Consider the following 20,917-nt stretch of genomic DNA (forward strand, 5'->3'; position numbering starts at 1 on the left):
CAGGGCGAATGAGCCTTGCACGTCGGCTCATATCAGCCGGATTCAATGACCTGGAAAAGGGCGAACGTTTTCTCGCTGCCCCGGAACTCGAAGGCATCGAGCAGGATGCCCTGTTCGCCGGGCTCTCCTTGGCGGCGAGCCCGGATACCGCGTTGCAATCACTGGTCCGGCTGATTGAGAAGAATCCCGGCCTCAAGAAGTTGGCCGGCGCGGACCCTGACACGAGCGAATCCTTGTATCGGCTGTTGGGGGCATCGGAGGCGCTGGGGGAGTTCCTCATGCGCAGGCCGGAGCACCTGGATGTTTTTGAGGCCCGGGTGAGCCCGGAGCCCCTTCCGGCCTCAAGCGAAGAGCTCAGGTCCCTTCTCCTTCGTTCGGTCAAGGCCGAGCCGGGTGCGCAGCGTCCAGTGGCCGGGTTGACGGGGCTTCCGGCGTATGCGGCCTTGCGGACGGCATACCGCCGCGGGCTCACAGAGCTTGCCATCAAGGACCTCTGCGCTGCCTCGCCGCAAGACTTCATGCCCGCCGTTGGTGCAGAGCTTGCCGACCTCGCCGGAGCCGCCATTGAAGCTGCCCTTGCCGTTTCCCGGGCAGAAGCGGCGGCCCAGTTCGACGCCTCGGAGGTGGCCGACGTCGGACTCGCAGTCATTGGCATGGGCAAATGTGGTGCCCGCGAGCTGAACTACATTTCCGACGTCGATGTCATTTACGTCATCGAAGCAGAGGAACTGGACGACGCCCGCGCCGCGACCATCGGCACCGCCCTGGCCTCCGGCATCTCGCGGGCGATTTCCTCATCCGCACCCGAGCCGGGTTTGTGGGAAGTGGACCCCAACCTTCGCCCGGAAGGAAAATCCGGGCCGTTGGTGCGGACCCTCCCTTCACACCTGAGCTATTACGCCCGATGGGCTGAGAGCTGGGAATTCCAGGCGTTGCTGAAGGCCCGCACGATTGCCGGCGACCGGGAACTGGGCCAGCGCTATGAAAAGGCAGTGGAACCACTGGTGTGGGCGTCCGCCGGCCGTGATGGCTTCGTCGAATCCGTCCAGGCCATGAGGCGCCGGGTCACCGACTACATTCCGGCCGCCGAGGAACAGCGGCAGATCAAGTTGGGACGTGGTGGGCTGCGCGACGTCGAATTCACTGTGCAGTTGTTGCAGCTGGTTCACGGCAAGTCGGACGAGTCCCTTCGTTGCCGTGACACCACATCGGCTATCGCGGCATTGTCTGCCGGTGGCTACATCGGACGTGCCGACGCCGCCGGCTTCGACAACGCGTACCGCTATCTTCGGCTTTTGGAGCACCGGATTCAGTTGTTCCAGTTGCGCCGCACCCATCTCATGCCCGTGGCGGAGGATGCGCAGCGGGTGTTGGCCAAGGCTGTCCTGGGGCCCTTCTCACTTGAACGCCCGCATCCCGACCAGCTGATGGCGACCTGGCAGAAGACCAAACGGTCCGTGCGGGATTTGCATGAGCGTATTTTCTACCGTCCATTGCTCAACACCGCCGCGAAACTCAGCAGCGAAGACGCCAAGCTGAGCCCGGAAGCTGCCCAGGGCCGTCTTGCTGCCCTCGGCTACCTCGATCCCAAGGGCGCAATGCGTCACATTGAGGCGCTGACTGCCGGTGTAAGCCGGCGTGCGGCGCTGCAGCGGCAACTGTTGCCCATTCTTCTTGGCTGGCTTGCCGAGGGCGTGGATCCTGACGCTGGGCTCCTGGCGTTCCGACGGGTCAGCGAAGCGTTGGGCACCACGCACTGGTATTTGGGAATGCTTCGCGATTCCCAAGCGGCAGCCGAACGCCTCTGCCAGGTGCTTGCCAATTCGCGGCTCATTTCGGACCTCCTGGAAGTCTCACCCGAGTCCGTGGCGTGGCTTGGCAGCGATAAGGACCTGGCTCCCATCCCGTTTGAGGCGCAATGGCAGGAAATCCGCTCCAAATTGTCCAGGCACCCGGACCCGGAGAGTGCCATGCGCCTCATCAGGTTGATCCGTCGGCGGGAGATCCTGCGGACCGCGATTGCCGATAGTGCGGGTTTGCTTGACCAGGACGCCGTGGGACTGGCGTTGGCCGAAACAGACCGGGCGGCCGTGCTCGGAGCCCTGCATGTGGCCGAATCCATCGCTACCCAGTCCGATCCCCTGAAAACCGAGGTTCTGGTGGTGGCGATGGGCCGGCAGGGTGGCCGTGAGATCGGCTACGGCTCAGACGCCGACGTCATGTACGTTCACCGAGCACGGCCCGGCTTCACGGATGAGGAAGCCCAGGAACAGGCGACGGCGATAGTCGCCAAAGTCTCCAGCCTTCTTACCCAGCCGCTAAAGCCCGCGATCATGGCCGAGCGCGTGTTGATGGTAGACGCGGACCTGCGGCCGGAAGGGAAGAACGGCGCCATGGTCCGGTCCTTGGAGTCCTATGCCGAGTACTATCGCCGGTGGTCCCTCATCTGGGAATCGCAGGCACTGCTGCGGGCGCGTCCCATGGCTGGCTCAGACGACTTGGCAGTGGCCTTCCTCCAGCTTATTGATCCCATTCGTTACCCGGCTGAACTCTCCGAGCAGGACGTCAGGGAAATCCGGCGCGTCAAGGCCCGCGTGGAATCGGAGCGGCTACCTCGAGGCGCTGATCCGGCGCGCCACGTGAAGCTTGGCCGCGGTGGATTGAGCGATGTTGAATGGCTGGTCCAGCTCATCCAGTTGCAGCATGCGGGCAAGCAGCCCGCGTTACGGACTACGTCCACGCTGGAGGCACTTGCCGCAGCCGAGAACCTTGGGCTTGTTGGCAAGGACGACGCCGGACTCTTACGGGAGGCGTGGAAGCTCGCCAGCCGAATCCGCTCGGCGAACGTCATAGTGACGGGCCGGGCATCGGATGTTCTTCCATCCTCACGGAGGGATCTTGAAGCTGTGGCACGTTGGTGTGGCTACGCGCCCGGAGCCGCGGGACAGTTCGAGGAGGATTACTTGCGCCTTAGCCGCCGGGCCCGGGCTGTGTTCGAAAAAGAGTTCTACGGTAATTGAGGGTGGCTGGTGATGAGTATCTGGCTTATTCCGCTCAAGCTGCTGGACGATGATGCCCGCGACATCCAGCTGGGCGCTGTGGCGGAAATGGCGGTGGAGCCAGCCCAGCGGGATTTTGTGGGGGACCCCCTGCGCATGATGTTGGTCGGACTCGAAGAGGAGTCACGGCTGCCCTACGTGATTGAGGCTCAAGGAGTGGGTGTCGGAGTCCTGACCCTCCAGTCTGGAGCGGCGCGCCTTGCGGGATGGCAGGATGACGATTCCGTGTGGCTTCTCAGGGGATTCCTTATCGATTCAACATGTCAGGGTCGGGGCCTCGGGACGATGGCTGCGGAGGCTGCGGTAGGCGAGGCCCGCAAACTGACAGCCAGGCGCGGTGGCGGTCAGGCCGGCGTCGTGCTTTCCGTCAACGAGCGCAACCCTGCAGGCATTGCAGCCTATGCAAAAGCTGGCTTTGTGGATGCTGGCCGCTACCTCGGCGGCAACTCCGGCCCGCAACGCATCATGTACAGGGCCTTTGAGCATGCTGAAATTTCGTTCCCGCGTGAGCCGTCAACAAATGTTGACGAAGATCATGGAGTCAACTATGGTTGACGGCATGGAGGTGGACAGAATGAAAACCCTTGTTGGATCAATGGATGGCATGGGGCCGGCGGAGGCGCTGTATGCGGTAGCTGAACTCCACAAGGAAGTTGGCAGGGCCGAGGCCTCCCTTGTACGCGCAGCCCGGCAGTCCGGTTTATCGTGGGAGGCAATCGCACTTTGCCTCGGCGTGACCAAGCAGGCGGTACATAAGAAGTACGGGAAGCAGTAGGACCAGTTCGAACGACCAATGCCGGGCATCCCCTAGGGTCTGTTCGAGCGGGCATGCTGTCCCTTAGGATTCTCGCGTGACAGTCAGGCGGGATTCGGAGGGGGCACCCTTCTCAGATGCGTCGTGCTTCCGGTGTGAGCAGGCGGGGCCGCACTGGTCTTCGCCGCATGGCCGCGGCGACGTCTATGCGTGCCGGCGCTGTTTCGCAACTTTTACTGACGCCGAATGGCGGCAGGGTGACGGGGGAGCGCAGGGCCTTTTCGAAACCAAGTAGCCGGCTGTGCCCGAAGGGTAAAAAACGAGTACACACTACTCGTGCCCTGACCTGCCCTGGGTAGGCACCATGTTTGCTATGACAACCTATGTGATTGAACAAGCGGCACTGGTTCACCGCTGTCAGTGCTGCGGTGAAGAAACCGAGCGGGTGTTTTGCGCGGACTGCGCAGCTCCACAACAACCTGGCGAAGTCCCGAAAACCAGGCACTAAAGACCAAAGGCAAGGTGCTGGTTCGTCCGTTGGAAAGCCTTATAGACTCGATTCCGTAACTACTCTCGATGCTTAGGAGAAGTACATGGAATACAACGGAAGTTCGTTTGAGAAGGCTATTCCTGCTGGAGAGTTGGATCGCCGCCACGTGGGTCAATCCATTAGCTTTCAGCCCAACGATTTCACGGTTGTCTTCGGGACGATCGCGGGCATCGCAAGAACCGAGGCGCTCGTATATTTATCGCTCGATGGCGTCTCCGGCGGCACGCATTTGAAGGACGAGTACGACCTCCCCATCGATCGGCACGTCTACCTGCAGTTGGATCCCCTGAGCAGCGCGGAAAAGGGTCTTGCAGATGCCGCAAAGGTGGTGAAGGAGAAGCTGGACGAGTTCGGAAAAAACATCCGGGACCGGGATCAGGGCAAGGAATCCGAGTAGCTAGCACTTCGCCACAGCCTTACGGATCTAGCTGATTCGGCGGTAGCAGCGGGTTATAGGACAAAGAGAAGGGCCGGCATCAGGTACAAAACCTGTTGCCGGCCCTTCTTATTCGGGAACCTTGGTGGGTTCCGCGTGGGCTAAACCTGGTTTAGCCGCGGGAGTTGCTAGACGCCGTAGTAGAGCTCGAACTCGTACGGGTTCGGGCGCAGCGACAGCGGGCGAATCTCATTCTCGTACTTGTAGTCAATCCAGGTATCGATCAGGTCCTGGGTGAAGACGCCGCCAGCCTGCAGGAACTCGTTGTCCTCGCGGAGGGCCTCAAGGGCTTCTTCCAGGGAACCCGGAGCCTTGGGGATGTCCTTGGCTTCCTCGGCCGGGAGCTCGTAGAGGTCCTTGTCGATGGGAGCCGGGGGTTCGATGCGGTTGCGGATGCCGTCAATGCCGGCCATCAGCTGGGCAGCGAAGGCCAGGTAGGGGTTGGACGAGGGGTCCGGAGCGCGGAATTCGATGCGCTTGGCCTTCGGGTTGGAGCCCGTGATGGGGATACGGATACCAGCAGAGCGGTTGCCCTGGGAGTACACCATGTTGACCGGAGCTTCGAAGCCCTTGACCAAGCGGCGGTACGAGTTGACGGTCGGGTTGGTGAACGCGAGGACCGCGGAGGAGTGCTTCAGCAGGCCGCCGATGTACCAGCGGGCAGTGTCGGAAAGGCCGGCATAGCCCTTCTCGTCGTAGAACAGCGGATCGCCGTTGCTCCACAGCGACTGGTGGCAGTGCATGCCAGAGCCGTTGTCACCGAAGACCGGCTTCGGCATGAAGGTTACGGACTTGCCCCATGCGTCCGCAGTGTTCTTGATGACGTACTTGAACTTCTGGAGGTCGTCAGCAGCTGCAGTCAGCGTGGTGAACTTGTAGTTGATCTCTGCCTGGCCGGCGGAGCCAACTTCGTGGTGGGAGCGCTCGACCTCAAGGCCGGCCTTGTCCAGTTCAACGCACATGGCGTCGCGGAGGTCAGCCTGCTTGTCGGTGGGGGAAACCGGGAAGTAACCGCCCTTGACGGGGGTCTTGTAGCCGAGGTTTCCGCCCTCTTCCTTGCGACCGGTGTTCCAGTGGGCTTCTTCGGAGTCAATCTTGTAGAAGCTGCCCTGCGGGGAGGACTGGTACTGGATGTTGTCGAAGACGAAGAACTCTGCCTCGGGAGCAAAGAACGCCGTGTCCGCGATGCCGGTGGAGGCCAGGTAGGCTTCAGCCTTCTCGGCTACGCCACGGGGGTCGCGGTGGTAGGGGTCGCCCGTACGGGGGTTCACGATGGAGAAGTTCAGCGCCAGCGTCTTCTCAATGCGGAATGTGTCGATGAAAGCCGAGGTCACATCCGGGATGAGCTGCATGTCGGATTCAGCGATGCCCTGGAAACCGCGGATCGAAGATCCGTCGAAGAGCTGACCGTTCACGAAGAAGTCGTGGTCTACGCTCTTTGCCGGCACATTGAAGTGCTGCTGGACGCCCGGAAGGTCGGTGAAGCGGATATCGACGAATTTGACGTCTTCGTCTTTGATGAACTTGAGGACTTCGTCCGCAGTCTTGAACATCTATGCTCCTTATGCATATCAAGTAACAGGCCCGGAAGGCCGCGTGAGCCAGCCCATGCCGGAGGCCCGGAGACACAAAAAATTCCCCTTGCCGCGGTGGCTAGCAACTCATACCACCTTAGGGAGATGGGATTTCCCGGGAGTGTCAGTATTGTTTCGGGCAGGTTACAGAATGATCTGTTGTGTAAACGGTAGTCGGCTTTCCTGTGTCAGGTCCAAGCGGGTCCAGTGGGCGAACACTTTGGCCCCAGCTAAGCGAAGGCGCAGGCACGATAGGTGCCCTCCGACGTCGGACCGTCAGTCCGGCAGCCGTTAGGCTTGGAGGGTGGTTGATCGAAAAGACATAGGCTCCTGGCTGAGCGGGCCGGACACATCCGGCATCTCTAAATACCCGGGTGAGAGACTCGGCCTTCCTGAGGCCGGACCAGGCTCGATGGCGCGGGCCGGACGTCGAATCCTGGCAATCGTGATCGACTGGACGATCGCCCTGGTCATCAGCAACTTCGCATTTAGTGGAAACCAGTGGGCAACGCTCGCCATCTTTGCTGCGGAGCAGATTCTGCTGATCGGCACGCTCGGCTACAGCATTGGCCACAGGATTGCCGCGATTCACGTGGTCCGCTTGGGGGGAGGCCCGGCCGGACCCCTCGCCGCTGTGGTGCGCACTTTGCTCCTGTGCCTGGTTATCCCCGCAGTCATCTTTGATCCGGATCAGCGTGGAATTCATGATAAAGCCATGAACACCATCCTCATTCGGATGTAGCGTTTCAGTCCTCCCGGTTGGAACCAACCCCATAGAAGCACCAATAAATAAGCAAAACCAACAAAAACCGCCCTTGTCTCGTTTGAGACATGGGCGGTTTTTCGTATAGGCAATCAAGCACCTACGGACAATCAGCGTCCGCGTGCAGCCTTGCGGTCCGGGCGGGCCTTGTAGGGGTCGATGCCCTTGGGGATCGGCAGGCGGGTGCCGAGGGAGTTGATGCGCTTGGACACAGCATTGACCTCCACCTTGGTGAGTTCGTTCTTCATCTTTCCCATGGTCTTGGCGAGTTTGTTCAAAGGCACCTGGCCCTCACCGCGACCGGATTCCAGAACGTGGATGGTGACGTTGGGCAGGATGCGCGTGAGTCGCTTACGTTCAGCTTCCACCAGCGGCTTGACACGGTGCGTGGGACCTTCGCTGACCAAAACGACGCCGGGACGACCAATTGCCATGAACACGGCGTCCTGGGTGCGAGGGTTAACCGCGACAGGCTGGTCCTGGGTGACCCAGCCGCGGCGGAGAGTACCCAAGGCCGCGCCGGAAGCACCAGGCTGGTTCTCGATCTGCGCGAATGCAGCCTTCTCTGCGCGACGGGAGAGGATGAAAACGGCGGCCAGGAGACCCAACGGAATACCGATGATGAGACCGGTAACCCAGTTGTCCAGGAGGAAGCCGACGAGGAAGGCCACGGCAACCACTGCCAGGAATGCCAGCAGCATGATCCACACAACCTGGGGATCATTCCGCCGCGTCATCTTGAAGACTTCAGCGATCTGCTTCAGCTGGCTCGGCTTCTTGGCCTTGGCTTCCTTGGGCTTGCGCTGGAACAGCCCACGCTTGGGGGCGTCGGCCGAGGGGGTCGATTTGCTGGAATCAGAGGAATTCGCCATAGTGCCTTAATTCTACGTGATGGACGTCGAAGGACCGGACGCCATTACGCTTGGCATCCGGCCCTTCGGTACTGCTTCATGGTGTTGCCGGTGAAGTGTTGCCGACCCGGGGTCAGGCGTGGGCGGCGAGGATGGTGGAGGCTTCCTGGCGGGTGGTGCCGGAGGACTCGATGTGGGCCAGGGCGGCGGGGATTTCCCAGCCCTTCTTGCGCATTGCGGTGGCCCACAAGCGTCCGGCGCGGTAGGAGGAGCGGACCAGCGGACCGGACATGACACCGAGGAACCCGATCTCCTCGGCCTCGTGCTGGAGGTCCACGAATTCCTGGGGCTTGACCCACCGGTCCACCGGCAGGTGCCGTTCGGAGGGGCGCAGGTACTGGGTGATCGTGATCAAATCACACCCGGCCGCGTGAAGATCGCGGAGGGCTTCGGAGATTTCCTCGCGGGTTTCGCCCATGCCCAGGATCAGGTTGGACTTGGTCACCATGCCCAGGTCCCGGCCCTGGGTGATGACATCCAGGGAACGTTCGTACCGGAACGCCGGGCGGATCCTCTTGAAGATCCTGGGCACGGTCTCGACGTTGTGCGCGAACACCTCCGGCTTGGAATCACAGATCGCGGCGATGTGTTCGGGTTTGCCGGAGAAGTCCGGGATCAGCAGTTCCACACCGGTGCCGGGGTTCAGTTCGTGGATTTTGCGGACAGTTTCGGCGTACAGCCAGACACCTTCATCGGCGAGGTCATCACGGGCCACTCCGGTGACCGTGGCGTAGCGCAGCTGCATGGCCTGCACGGACCGGGCCACCTTGGTGGGTTCGAACATGTCCACCGGGGAGGGTTTGCCGGTATCGATCTGGCAGAAATCACAGCGCCGGGTGCATTCGGACCCGCCGATCAGGAACGTCGCTTCCTTGTCTTCCCAGCACTCGAAAATGTTCGGGCAGCCTGCCTCTTCACAGACAGTGTGCAGGCCTTCCTTCTTCACCAGGTTCTTCAACCCGACGAACTCCGGGCCCATCTGGACTTTGGCCTTGATCCACTCGGGCTTGCGTTCAACCGGGACAGCCGAGTTACGCTGCTCAACGCGCAGCAACTTACGGCCTTCAGGTGCCAGGGTCACTGGAGTGCTCCTTCTGGGGTGGAAACGAGTGCTTCTTCATGCTTGCGGAACTCTTCCACGAAGCGGTCAACGATGTCAGCCGGGTTGATGGTCCGGCCAGTCTCCAGCGACATGGTGGTGACGCTGGCGTCGGTGATTCCGCACGCGATGATCTGCGCATATGGCGCGAGGTCGTTGCTGCAGTTGATGGCAACACCATGCATGGTGACACCCTCAAGGACGCGGATGCCTATCGCGGCAATCTTGCGGTCCGGTCCTTTGTCATCGGCGAGGATCCATACGCCTGCCCGGCCCTTCACCGTGACTGCCGGGATTCCATAGTCCGTCATGACGGCGATCATGATGGCTTCGAGGCGCTCCACATAGTCCCGGATTCCCGCACGGTTCTTGAGCTTGAGGATCGGATAGGCAATGAGTTGTCCCGGGCCGTGCCACGTTAACTTGCCACCACGATCCACGGGAACAACGGGGGTGCCGTCAAAGGGGCGTTCGTGGTCTTCGGTGAGCTTGCCTGCCGTGTAGACGGCGGAGTGCTCAAGGAGCAGGACGGTGCTGTTTTTCTCGCCGGCAACAACTTTGTTGTGGATCTCGCGCTGTAGGTCCCAGCCCTGCACGTAGTCAACGAAATCCGGGGCAAGACCCAGTTGTGAAAACTCAAGAGTCATGGGTTCAAGCTTAGACCCAGCAGGTCACTCACCATGATTTTGTGGTGAACCTCTCAGTCGCATCCGTCAGCGTGGCTTTCGTACCCCGCAAGCTGGTGCTGCCTGTGGATAACTTCTGCGGGAAATCCGATCATCCGGTAGACCTTGGATATGGAAACTACTGACGATCCTGCCCCCTCGGTCCCGCACATTCCGGGATACACGCCATTACGCCTACTGGGTAGCGGTGGCTCGTCGACAGTCTGGCTTGCCAGCAGGGACAAGGACGGTGCCCGCTTCGCCATCAAGTGCATCATGGGAGGGCCCGGCAAGGATTCCCGTGGGTCGGCCGGACCAGAGTCCCAACATGGCTTGCGTGAGGGGCTGATCCTGTCCGGGCTCGAGCACGAGCACCTTATCCGACTCCACGATGTGATGGACCTGCCGGGAGTGGGGACGGGCAGTGTCGGGCTCGTCATGGACTTTGCCGCAGGAGGTTCCCTTGCGAATCTGGTGGGTGGCCGACGCAAGCTTGGAATCGGTGAAGCGGTGACGATTCTGACCCCTGTTGCCCAGGTCTTGGCTTACCTGCATGCCCAGGGAACGGCCCATGGGGATATTTCCCCAGGCAACGTCCTGTTTACGGCACAGGGGAAGCCCCTGGTGACAGACCTTGGCGTGGCGGGTGTTGTGGGTGAGGAGAATCAAAGCCTCGACGTCGGCACGGACGGCTTCGTTGATCCTTCTATTGCCGCGCGGGGTGCGCGGGGTGATGGAGCCGGAGGAGCTTTGCAGCCGGAACGGGATGTCTATTCGCTGGCCGCGCTTGGCTGGTATTGCTTGACAGGCATGGCGCCGGAAATCGCCAAGCACCGCCCACCGCTGCCTCTCTTGGTTCCCGATGTCCCCAAAGGGCTCGCCGCTGCCCTTGAGGCGGGACTGGATCCCGATCCGCGGGCGCGTCCCACGGCCCGGGAGTTGGGAACAGCGATTTATCGCAGCGCGGCCGCGGAGCCCGTGGATCTGGCTGGGTCCGTCCATTCTTCCGTGATTCCGGAGTTGCTGACGCGCCGGCAGGCTGGGGGACGACCCCAGCGCAGGAGTCCGCTGAGCAGGAGTCCAGTGCGCAGGAGTCGACTGAGCAGGAGTCCATTGAGCAGGAGTCCACTGGCCGGGGCTGTGTTGCGGCTTCCGCCCTTGCGGACAGCAAGGACTCCGCGTCCCGAACGCCGAACCCGAACAAGACAACCTCAGCGGAGAACTAAACCGCAGAGTGGGCCACGTTCCAGCATCCGAGTGGGGTTCCTGGTGGCTGCGGGAGTGTCGGTCGGGGCGGTTGGGTTTGCTGTCTGGCTGGGAATCCAGGAACCCGCGTCTGGTTTGACGTCCGTAGTAGATCCAGGGACGACGACCGTAGTCACGGAAGCTGCCCAAGCCACTGAAGCGGCCCAAGCCACTCAAGCCGCCCATCCCATTCCGGACGCACTCTTGGACGCGCTGCACTCTGAGGATCCGGCAATCGCCATGCACGCGTTATCGGCGGTGCGCGACATGGCGCTGGGACTGGATCGTCTTGAATTGCTGGCAACCGTCAACGCAGCAGGCTCAGCTGCCCATGCGGCAGATGAGACGTTGAAGCAGCAATTAAGAGCTGACGGTATCCGCTTTGCCGGGCTCACCACCACCTTGGACAGCGTTTCGGTGTTGGGCCCACACGACGTTGATCGCGCAGTCGTTGCCCTGACCGCAACGACCTCAAGTTACGAGGAGCGCGACGCATCGGATCGCTTGGTGAAGTCCCAGCCCGCCGGGGAGCGCCAGCAGCTGCGCCTCATCCTTGTCAGATTGGCAGGGCAGTGGAGCATCTCGGAGATTCTCGGTCCCGGTTAGCCGTACTGCCATGGGACGTTCTTTGGCGTGAGTGGGTCTGGGATGCGGTTCGATCAGCGGGAATGCTTGCTCGTCAGCCACTCCATGGCTTCATCGAGCCCCGGGTGTTGCCACTGAAAACCGGCGGCGGCAAGCTTGGCTGGTTCCATCCTTTGGTTTGCCAGGACGAGCTCGTCAGCAAGCTTGCCAAGGACAAGCCGGAGGACGGGACGTGGGACGCGTAAGAAGGCAGGACGATGGAACGCTTTCGCGAGCCGCCTCACAATGGCGCTAACGTCCGCGCTTTCCGGGGCGCACACATTGACCGCACCTTCCAGATCGGACTTGAGGAGGAACGCGAGTGCAGCGGCTTCGTCGGCAAGGGTGATCCACGGCCAGTATTGTCGCCCGTTTCCGAAGGGTCCGCCAAGCCCAAGCCTGAGCAGTGGAAGCATTGGGCCCAATGCGCCACCGGAAGTGCTGAGCACCACTCCGGTCCTTGGTGTCACTACCCTCACGCTGGCTGGAGCGGTTCTGGCAGTCTGCTCCCATTCAACGCAGAGCGGTCCCAGCACTCCCGCGCCTGGACCGGAGTCTTCGCGGAGCACACCGTCCCGGGAGGCGCCGTAGTAGCCGGATGCTGACTGGCTGACGAAAGACAATGCCGGCTGGCCCAAGCGACGCATGGCCGCAGTGAGTGTCCGGGTTGGCTGAAGGCGTGAGTCACGAATGACACTGATTCTGTGCTTGGTCCATGGCCGGTCGCCGATGCCGGCGCCGGACAAGTTGACCACCGCATCTGCGCCTTCCAGGATTGCCTCGTCCAGGACTCCAGCAACTGGATCCCATGTCCTTTCGTCGTCAGTCTTTGCAGGCCGACGAACCAGCCGGATGACCTCGTCACCAGCACTTTTTAACTGCTCGGACAATGCTGTCCCAATCATTCCTGAGGCTCCGGACATCACGATTCGCATGACCCATCTCACCACGACCCCAGCATGAGGCAGAAACAGGTGCGAAGCGCGGGGCGGGTCCCTCTTGACACCGCGCCTCTTGACTATGATCGAACAATGACCTCCTCCAGCTACCTCCGTTTCCCGCATGCCCATGGCGAATTGGTCACGTTCGTGGCCGAAGATGACATCTGGATCGCCCCCGTCTCCGGTGGCCGGGCCTGGCGTGTTTCCTCCCAGCAAATGCCGGCCAGGAACCCACGCTTCACTCCCGATGGCAAGCGGCTGGTGTGGACTGCTGTTGTTGGTACCTCACCGGAAGTTGTCACCGCGGACGTCGACGGCGGCGGGTACAAGCAGCTGAGCTACTTTGGACACACCACAACCCGGGTCAAGGGTTTCACGCCCGCTGGAAACGTCCTGGTGACCAGCGCGTTCCAGCAGTCCGAGAGCCGCCACACCTATGCCTATAGCCTCCCCCTGAACGGAGGTGCCGCCGTCGAACTTCCTTTCGGACCGGTGGAGGCTGTTGCGTATGGACCCGAAATCGGTGACGAGAAGCCAGTGGTCTTGGCGAGCGTCCTTTCCCGCGAACCGGCTTGGTGGAAGCGTTACCGTGGCGGCACTGCCGGCAAGTTGTGGATCGACGCAGACGGCAATGGTGAGTTCGAGCGCTTGATCCCCGAAATTGAGGGCAACCTGACTGACCCGCTGTGGATCCAGGGGCGCATCGCCTTCGTCTCAGACCACGAAGGCTACGGAAACCTCTACTCCGTCCTTCCTGACGGATCAGGATTGCGTCGCCACACGGACCATGAAGATTTCTATGTTCGGCACGCCAGTTCGGATGGCCAGCGGATTGTTTTCGAATCTGCCGGTGAACTCTGGATCCTGCCCTCGTTGGACGCCGACGCTGAAGCCGTGAAGCTGGAGATCACGCTGGGTTCTGCATCACCGGCGCGGCGCCCTGCCCCGCTGAAAACGTCTGCGCATCTGGGCGACGTTTTTCCGAATACTGCAGGAACGGCCAGCGCGGTCGAGTCACATGGCACCATCCATTGGCTCCGCCATAGGGACGGGCCCTCGCGAGTAGTCGAAGCGACGCCGGGTGTCCGGGCCCGCCTCCCGCGTCCGCTGACGGATGGTCGTATCGCTTATGTGGCTGACCACGGGGGAGTGGAGGCTTTGTACGTCAAGCGCATCGCCGCACGCTTGTCCGGAGTTGTTGAGGTGCCGAAGGCGGCGGAACCTGTTGTTGCTTCCAGTGAAGCCGATGGACTCCCCAAGCCGGTCTCGGCATCCAACGTCCTGGGACAAGGTTCCACCGCAAACCAGCCAGCCAACCAGTCCATGGATACGGTCCAAGCGGCCGCACCCTCCGACGAAGCCGCCCAAGCCGAACCGTCACCAGACACAGTGGGGGGAACGGCGATACCTGTCGCATCCACAGGAGATGATCAAGCGGACGATCTCCGGCTGGACTTCCCCGCACCTACAAGGACGAGCGCACTGGAGGCCAGTCCCGATGGCCGTTGGCTCGCCATCGGCACGTCTTTTGGCGACGTTTTCGTAGCCGACACCACGTCCGGGACATTGACTCGTTTGGTCAGTATTGGCGAAGGCAGCGTCGATCAGTTGTCGTGGTCGGCTGATTCGCAGTGGCTCGCCTGGTCTGAGCCCGTGACGTCCTTCGGTTCCCGCAGCAAACTTCGGCTGGCACGGCCTTCGGCATCCGACGCCGACATTATCGATGCCACCGACGGCCGCTTCTGCGATGAATCACCCAGATTCACCCCGGATGGGAAATTCCTGGCCTTCCTGTCCAACCGGAGCTTCGACCCCGTCTATGACGGCCATTCTTTCGACCTTTCCTTCCCGAGCCCCATCAAGCCGTACCTGCTGGCCCTGGCCGCTGATACGCCGTCTCCTTTCGGTCCGTCCGTGGACACCCTTGAGGATGCTCCCGCCACAACAGCAAAGCACGACGACGGTGAAGCGCCAGTTGTGCGGGTCGACGCCGAAGGCCTTGCTCACCGCGTCATTACGGTTCCCGTGCCACAGGGAAACTACTCCGGACTCGCTGCCGGGGACGGGGCGCTGCTGTGGCTTGACACTGAGCTATCCGGTGTTACCGGCGAAGGGAAGGGCACTCTGCAGGATAAGAAGACAGCCCCCTCCCTGGTGCGCTTTGACCTTGCCAAGCGCAAGGAAACCACCCTCGTCGCTGCTGTGGACAGCTACCGGTTGTCTGGTGATCGCAAGACGGTTGTCTATGTCCTTGATAAGCAGATCGTGTCAGTTCCGTCAGACAGCAAGGTGGACGAAGAATCCGGGGAATTGGTCAAAGTGGACCTGAACAGGATCCGCGTGATCCTGGACCCGGTGGCTGCCTGGGGCCAGGCCTTCGATGAAGCATGGCGCTTGCAGAGGGACTTCTTCTGGGCTCCGGACATGGCTGGCCAGGACTGGGACTCCGTCTACAATCGCTACCGTCCGATCGTGGAACGGCTGGGGTCTCATGATGACCTTGTGGACCTTTTGTGGGAGATCCATGGCGAACTGGGGACCTCTCATGCCTATGTGCGGCCGGCCGCTGTGACTGAACCTGGTCGTAATGGTCAAGGCAGGCTTGGCGCGGAGTTGCAGCTCGGCAGCAAAGGCTGGGAGATAACCAGGATCCTGGCTGGAGAGTCTTCCGATCCCCTCGCAACTTCGCCCTTAACGCGTCCCGGCGCAGATGCCAAGGTGGGCGACGTCCTCCTGGCGATTGACGGCGTCGAGCTTTCCGCGGCGCTGACGCCCGCCATGCAATTGGTGGGTGCAGCGGGGAGAACCGTTGAATTGACACTCTTGAATGGCGAAGGACATGGTGGAGCTGCGGGTGCCCAGCGGCGGGTTGCCGTAGTCCCCATCCGTGACGAGGAGCGTTTACGCTATCAGGACTGGGTCCGCGCCAACCGGCGCACGGTCCGTGAGGCATCCGGTGATAAATTCGGCTACCTGCACATCCCGGACATGATGGCCAATGGTTGGGCCCAGTTGCATCGTGACCTCGATACAGAAACCGCCCTGGACGGGTTGATCGTAGACGTGCGGCGTAACCGTGGCGGCCACACCTCACAGCTCGTGGCCGAGCTCATTGGCCGGAAGGTCACTGGGTGGAGTATGCCGCGTGGCGAGAAGCCACGGACTTATCCCCACCATGCTCCCCGGGGTCCAGTGATTATCCTGGCAGACGAATTTGCCGGATCAGATGGCGACATCATCACCCAAGTGTCCAAACTGAGGGGCATCGGCCCTGTCATTGGGGTACGGACATGGGGCGGCGTGGTGGGCATTGACAACCGCTTTGCCCTGGCTGACGGTACCGGCGTGACCCAGCCCCGCTATGCCACGTGGTTTGGCGGTGGGATCGGCTGGGATGTTGAAAACCGTGGTGTGGAGCCGGACATCGAGGTGCTCTTCCCGCCCCACGCCTATGCAGCAGGCAGCGATCCGCAACTCGAGTATGGCATTGGTGCCCTCAAGGAGATGATCCAGGAGCTACCTACTGACCGCCCGCCGTTGCGTGAAGGCTACCGCCAGGTGCGGCCAGCGCCGTTGCCCGCCCGCCCGCAAGAGGGCTAGCAGCAGGTGAGCGCAGAAGAGCCCCGCCGCTCCCCTCAGGGGAGTGGCGGGGCTCTTTTGCGCTTTGAAGGGTTTTACTGCGCGAGGGTGGCATCCAAGGTGATTTCGATGCTGGCCAGTGCACCGGAAACGGGGCAGCCCGTCTTTGCGTCTTCGGAAATACGGCGGAAGTCGGCTTCGGACAGGCCCGGAACCTTCGCGGTCATGGTCAGGTGGCTGCCCGTGATGCCTGTGCCGGGAACGAAGGTAACGTCGGCCTTGGTCTGAACTTCTTCAGCTGTGAATCCCTCGCCGGCAAGTGCGTGGCTGAACGCCATGGAGAAGCATGCAGAGTGGGCTGCAGCGATCAATTCCTCCGGGCTGGTCTTGCCACCGGACTGCTCGGTGCGTGCCTTCCAGGTGACATCGAACGTGCCCAGGCCTGAGCTATCCAGCGTCGTGTTGCCGGCACCCTCAATCAAGTTGCCGTTCCAAACCGTGTGTGCGGTGCGTGTTGCTGCCATGTCCACTCCTTGGGGTCGTTTGTGTGTCGGCAACCAGCCATCGCCGGATGCCACCGGGGTCAATCCTATGGATTTGCCGGCTGCTCTGCACTGTCATTCCGCTGTCAGTGGATTGTGACCCCGGACCTGCGTTGACAAAGCAGCCGACCCCCCTGGCGAAGGCGGACCGGCTGCTGCGACGTGCGCTTAGTTCCAGAGCGTGGCAATGGCGATGTTCACCAGGGCCAATCCACCAACGCCGTGAGCCAAGCCGGTGGAAACAGGTTCGCCCTTCTTGACCTTGCGGGAGCCGATCACCGCTAGAACAGCAACGGCCACGCCGATGGCGAATTTGATGCCGAGCTTGAAGTAGTTGGGATGGGCATCCGGCATGAGGGGCAGGAGGCCCATCATGGCAATGCCTGTAAGCAACTGCAGGAATGCGCCGTCCCGCTGGCGGGGGTGGACGGTGGGCGTCTTGATGGTGGCGATCCAGTAGCCCACAATCATGGCTGCGCCGACGATGTGCAAGAACAGCAGGATGTTGAAGAGAATACTCATGGCCCCAGCTTATCCAGTTGGTTCTACGTCCTGTAGCAAAGCCACGCTTAGTAGACGAACAGCGCCGCGGACAAATGGTGTGGGACAACGAAACGGGGCAGGCTACCGGGTTTCCCCGGAGCCTGCCCCGCCTGGTTGAGTAGAGCGCCCTCCGTGAGGAGGGTCTGCTAACGCTTGGGCTTAGAGACCAAGATCTGCTTCGAAAGCACCTTCCTCAAGGCGGGCCTTGAGGGTCTGGAGGAAGCGGCCAGCGTCCGCGCCGTCCACCAGGCGGTGGTCGTACGTCAGAGACAGGTACATCATGGAGCGGATGGCAATCGAGTCGTCGCCGTTTTCGTCGGCCACCACCACTGCGCGCTTGACAATTGCGCCCGTGCCCAGGATGCCTACCTGCGGCTGGTTGATGATCGGGGTGTCGAACAGGGCGCCAACAGAACCGATGTTGGTGATGCTGAACGTACCGCCGGACAGCTCATCCGGGCCGATCTTTCCATCGCGGGTGCGTCCTGCGACGTCGGCGATCTTACCGGCGAGGCCTGCAAGGTTGAGGTTGCCGGCGTCGGAGATGACCGGCACCAGCAGGCCCTTATCGGTATCTACCGCAATGGCGAGGTGTTCGGCGTTGTGGTAGGTGATTTCCTGCTTGGACTCGTCGTAGGCAGCGTTCAGCTTGGGGTGCTGCTTCAGGGCTTCCGCCACAGCTTTGGCGATGAACGGCAGGAACGTCAGCTTCACACCGTTCTGGGCCTGGAACGAGTTCTTGGCCTTGAGGCGGAGCTTGGCGATCTTGGTCATGTCGACCTCGTGCACCTGGGTGAGCTGGGTGGAGATTTCCAGCGACTCGCGCATACGGCGGGCGATGACCTGGCGGATACGCGGAGCCTTCTCCGTGGTGCCTCGCAGGGAGGAAGCAACAACGGGTGCCGCAGCCTTGGCGGCAGGAGCGGCAGCAGGAGCCGCGGCCGGCGCTGCTGCGGCGGCTTGCTTGGCTTCGGCAGCGGCAAGGACATCCTGCTTGCGGATGCGGCCACCGACGCCGGTGCCGGACACGGATGCGATGTCCACGCCCTGCTGGTTTGCCAGCTTGCGTACCAGGGGAGTGACGTAACCAGACTCGGAGGACGAGCCGGCTTCTGCCGGCGCGGCAGCCGGAGCCGGCGCAGCAGCAGGTGCCGGTGCGGGGGCGGCAGCAGGTGCCGGTGCGGCTGCGGGTGCGGGTGCCGGTGCGGGTGCGGGGGCGGCAGCAGGTGCCGGTGCGGCCGGAGCTTCAGCGGCAGGAGCGGCGGGCGCCGGAGCCGGAGCGGGGGCTGCCGCGCCGGAGCCGATAACAGCCAGAACCGATCCAACTTCGGCGGTTTCGTCTTCGTTGACGCGAATTTCCTGCAAGGTGCCTGCAACCGGGGAAGGAATCTCGGTATCGACCTTGTCAGTGGAAACCTCAAGAAGCGGCTCATCCACCTCCACGGTGTCGCCAATAGCCTTGAGCCAGCGGGTGACGGTGCCTTCGGTAACGCTCTCGCCCAAGGCGGGCAGGGTTACTTCGTGGCCTTCGCCACCGGAGGCGGCGGGAGCTTCAGCCTGGGTTTCCTCAGCAGCCGGGGCGGCGGGAGCCTCTTCGGCGGGAGCAGCCTGCTCGGCAGCAGCGGGTGCTTCCTGAGCGGCGGGTGCTTCCTCAGCAGCCGGTGCGGCGGAGCCGGAGCCGTCGCCAATGCGTACCAGGGGGGCGCCAACCTCTGCTGTCTCGTCTTCAGCAACGAGGATTTCTTCGATGACGCCTGCGATCGGAGAAGGGATTTCGGTGTCTACTTTGTCGGTGGAAACCTCGAGCAGCGGCTCGTCGATCTCTACCCGGTCACCAACCTGCTTGAGCCAGCGTGTGACGGTTCCTTCGGTGACACTCTCACCGAGGGCGGGCAAGTTAACGGATTCAGACATGTCGTCCCCGTTCTCCTTATTGATCTTTTGTGCGGATGAATTCTGCTGGTCCGGACAAGGTGCATGCGGCAGATTCCGCGGCATGCACCCTGTCCGTTTGTCTTGGGTAAAGACTTAGCCGTGGAGCGGCTTGCCCGCGAGGGCGAGGTGGGCTTCGCCCAGGGTTTCGTTCTGGGTGGGGTGGGCGTGGACCAGCTGGGCCACGTCTTCCGGGTAGGCTTCCCAGTTCACGATGAGCTGCGCTTCACCGATCTGCTCACCCATGCGTGAACCGATCATGTGAATGCCCACAACGGGGCCGTCCTTCTGGCGGACAACCTTGACGATGCCACCGGTACCGAGGATGGAACTCTTGCCGTTGCCAGCCAGGTTGTACTCCTGCGTCTGGACTTGGTCGTCGCCGAACTTTTCCTTGGCGCCCTTTTCCGTGTAGCCGACTGTAGCGATCTCAGGCTCGCAGAACGTGACCTTGGGGATATTGACGTCTTCGACAATGGCGGGGTTCAGGCCGGCGATTTCCTCGGCGACGAAAATACCCTGCTGGTAGCCGCGGTGCGCGAGCTGGACGCCGGGGACGATGTCGCCCACTGCGTAGATGTTGCCGACGCCTGTGTGGAGGCGCTCATTGGTGATGACGAAGCCGCGGTCAAGGGTGATGCCGGCTTCTTCGTAGCCCAGGTTGGCAGTGACAGGGCCGCGGCCGACAGCCACGAGCAGGAGCTCCGCTTCGAACGTCTGGCCGTCCACCAAGGTGACCTTGACGCCGTCGTTGTTCTGCTCCACGCCCTGGAAGAAGACGCCGGTGCTGAACTTGATGCCGCGCTTCTTGAAGGCACGCTCAAGGTTCTTCACGATCGATGCGTCCTCGTTGGGAACCAGGGAGGGCAGGCCTTCGATGATGGTGACGTCCACGCCGAAGGACTTCCACACGGAAGCGAACTCGACGCCGATCACGCCGCCGCCCAGGACGATGACGCTCTTGGGGATGTAGTCCATGGTGAGGGCTTCATCCGAGGTGATCACCCTGCCGCCGATTTCCAGGCCTGGAAGGGAGCGCGAGTACGAACCGGTTGCAAGGACAATGTTCTTGCCCGTGTAGGCCGTGCCGTTGACGACGATGGTGTTGTTGCCCTGGAGCTTGCCTTCACCCTCGATGACGGTGATGCCCTTGGACTTGATGAGACCCTGGAGGCCCTTGAACTTCCCAGCGACGATACCGTCCTTGTAAGCGTTCACAGCCGACATGTCGATGCCATCGAACGTGACGTTCACGCCGTACTTGGCGGAGTCCCGTGCGTGGTCGGCGAGTTCAGCCGAGTGCAGGAGTGCCTTGGTGGGGATACAGCCGTTGTGCAGGCAGGTTCCACCGAGCTTTGCCTTCTCTACAAGGCCAACGGTGAACCCAAGTTGTACGGCTCGAAGGGCTGTGGCGTAGCCGCCGCTGCCGCCACCGAGTACCAGGATGTCGAATTCTTGCGCAGTTGCCTGATCGGCCACTAAAACGCTCCCTCGCGTGAATGATGACACGGGACAACGCGTCATCTGGTCTTGGAACTTGTTCTGCCGTGATTATGCCAGCACCTAAGTTCTCTTGCATTTGTGACTATCGAGTTCACCTTAGCGAACCACCTACCCATGCTCCACCCTCCACGGGCGTTTGTGGAGCGCTTGTGTCCAGACTCACGTTCTCTTGTGACACAGCGCTACACGCCGCATAA

At 61.8% G+C, this 20,917-nt stretch carries 16 protein-coding genes; 7 read left to right on the plus strand and 9 right to left on the minus strand.

What is annotated here, in order from left to right:
- The first annotated feature begins 8 nt into the window (after positions 1–8).
- The 4 genes from VUN82_08875 (at position 9) to VUN82_08890 (ending at position 4,760) form a co-directional block, all read left to right on the plus strand.
- The gene (locus VUN82_08875; protein ID XAS73930.1) at positions 9–3,020 is read left to right on the plus strand and encodes a bifunctional [glutamine synthetase] adenylyltransferase/[glutamine synthetase]-adenylyl-L-tyrosine phosphorylase; all 3,012 of its coding nucleotides are present in this window, start codon (positions 9–11) and stop codon (positions 3,018–3,020) included.
- Positions 3,021–3,032: 12 nt separating this feature from the next.
- Complete coding sequence (locus VUN82_08880; protein XAS73931.1) at positions 3,033–3,614, plus strand: GNAT family N-acetyltransferase; 582 nt, start codon at positions 3,033–3,035, stop codon at positions 3,612–3,614.
- Positions 3,615–3,618: 4 nt separating this feature from the next.
- Positions 3,619–3,834 carry an AsnC family protein gene (locus tag VUN82_08885; GenBank protein XAS74651.1) on the plus strand — a complete coding sequence of 72 codons (216 nt, stop codon included), beginning with the start codon at positions 3,619–3,621 and terminating at the stop codon, positions 3,832–3,834.
- Between the two features lie 572 nt (positions 3,835–4,406).
- A complete protein-coding gene (locus VUN82_08890; GenBank protein XAS73932.1) occupies positions 4,407–4,760 on the plus strand; it encodes a hypothetical protein in 354 nt (117 codons plus the stop codon).
- A gap of 167 nt (positions 4,761–4,927) precedes the next feature.
- Here VUN82_08890 and glnA read toward each other — a convergent pair whose 3' ends face one another.
- Positions 4,928–6,352, minus strand: coding sequence for a type I glutamate--ammonia ligase (gene glnA / locus VUN82_08895; GenBank protein XAS73933.1), 1,425 nt, complete (start codon positions 6,350–6,352; stop codon positions 4,928–4,930).
- Positions 6,353–6,677: 325 nt separating this feature from the next.
- On the opposite strand from glnA, the gene VUN82_08900 reads away from it, so the two are divergent.
- The gene (locus VUN82_08900) at positions 6,678–7,115 is read left to right on the plus strand and encodes an RDD family protein (protein ID XAS73934.1); all 438 of its coding nucleotides are present in this window, start codon (positions 6,678–6,680) and stop codon (positions 7,113–7,115) included.
- Positions 7,116–7,246: 131 nt separating this feature from the next.
- Here the strand turns inward: VUN82_08900 and VUN82_08905 are convergent, their stop codons facing one another.
- The 3 genes from VUN82_08905 to lipB form a co-directional block, all read right to left on the minus strand.
- On the minus strand, positions 7,247–8,008 hold the full coding sequence (locus VUN82_08905; protein ID XAS73935.1) for a DUF4191 domain-containing protein: 762 nt from the start codon (positions 8,006–8,008) through the stop codon (positions 7,247–7,249).
- Positions 8,009–8,120: 112 nt separating this feature from the next.
- Positions 8,121–9,128, minus strand: a complete 1,008-nt coding sequence (gene lipA / locus VUN82_08910; GenBank protein XAS73936.1) for a lipoyl synthase — start codon at positions 9,126–9,128, stop codon at positions 8,121–8,123.
- The gene (gene lipB / locus VUN82_08915) at positions 9,125–9,793 is read right to left on the minus strand and encodes a lipoyl(octanoyl) transferase LipB (GenBank protein XAS73937.1); all 669 of its coding nucleotides are present in this window, start codon (positions 9,791–9,793) and stop codon (positions 9,125–9,127) included. Before lipB ends, lipA begins: the two co-directional genes overlap by 4 nt.
- A gap of 150 nt (positions 9,794–9,943) precedes the next feature.
- On the opposite strand from lipB, the gene VUN82_08920 reads away from it, so the two are divergent.
- Positions 9,944–11,662 (plus strand): protein kinase, encoded by a 1,719-nt coding sequence (locus VUN82_08920; GenBank protein ID XAS73938.1) that lies wholly within the window; start codon positions 9,944–9,946, stop codon positions 11,660–11,662.
- Between the two features lie 53 nt (positions 11,663–11,715).
- Here VUN82_08920 and VUN82_08925 read toward each other — a convergent pair whose 3' ends face one another.
- Complete coding sequence (locus VUN82_08925) at positions 11,716–12,615, minus strand: TIGR01777 family oxidoreductase (protein ID XAS74652.1); 900 nt, start codon at positions 12,613–12,615, stop codon at positions 11,716–11,718.
- Positions 12,616–12,711: 96 nt separating this feature from the next.
- On the opposite strand from VUN82_08925, the gene VUN82_08930 reads away from it, so the two are divergent.
- Positions 12,712–16,221, plus strand: coding sequence for a S41 family peptidase (locus VUN82_08930; protein ID XAS73939.1), 3,510 nt, complete (start codon positions 12,712–12,714; stop codon positions 16,219–16,221).
- Between the two features lie 74 nt (positions 16,222–16,295).
- On the opposite strand, the gene VUN82_08935 is transcribed toward VUN82_08930, so the two are convergent.
- The 4 genes from VUN82_08935 to lpdA form a co-directional block, all read right to left on the minus strand.
- Entirely contained in the window at positions 16,296–16,724 is a 429-nt protein-coding gene (locus VUN82_08935) for an OsmC family protein (GenBank protein XAS73940.1), read from the minus strand.
- A 186-nt stretch (positions 16,725–16,910) separates the two neighbouring features.
- Entirely contained in the window at positions 16,911–17,264 is a 354-nt protein-coding gene (locus VUN82_08940) for a hypothetical protein (GenBank protein XAS73941.1), read from the minus strand.
- Between the two features lie 180 nt (positions 17,265–17,444).
- On the minus strand, positions 17,445–19,199 hold the full coding sequence (sucB, locus tag VUN82_08945) for a 2-oxoglutarate dehydrogenase, E2 component, dihydrolipoamide succinyltransferase (protein XAS73942.1): 1,755 nt from the start codon (positions 19,197–19,199) through the stop codon (positions 17,445–17,447).
- A 114-nt stretch (positions 19,200–19,313) separates the two neighbouring features.
- A complete protein-coding gene (gene lpdA / locus VUN82_08950; protein ID XAS73943.1) occupies positions 19,314–20,696 on the minus strand; it encodes a dihydrolipoyl dehydrogenase in 1,383 nt (460 codons plus the stop codon).
- Positions 20,697–20,917 lie beyond the last annotated feature (221 nt).

It is taken from the genome of Micrococcaceae bacterium Sec5.1, assembly GCA_039636795.1.
In the GTDB taxonomy this organism is placed as follows: domain Bacteria; phylum Actinomycetota; class Actinomycetes; order Actinomycetales; family Micrococcaceae; genus Arthrobacter.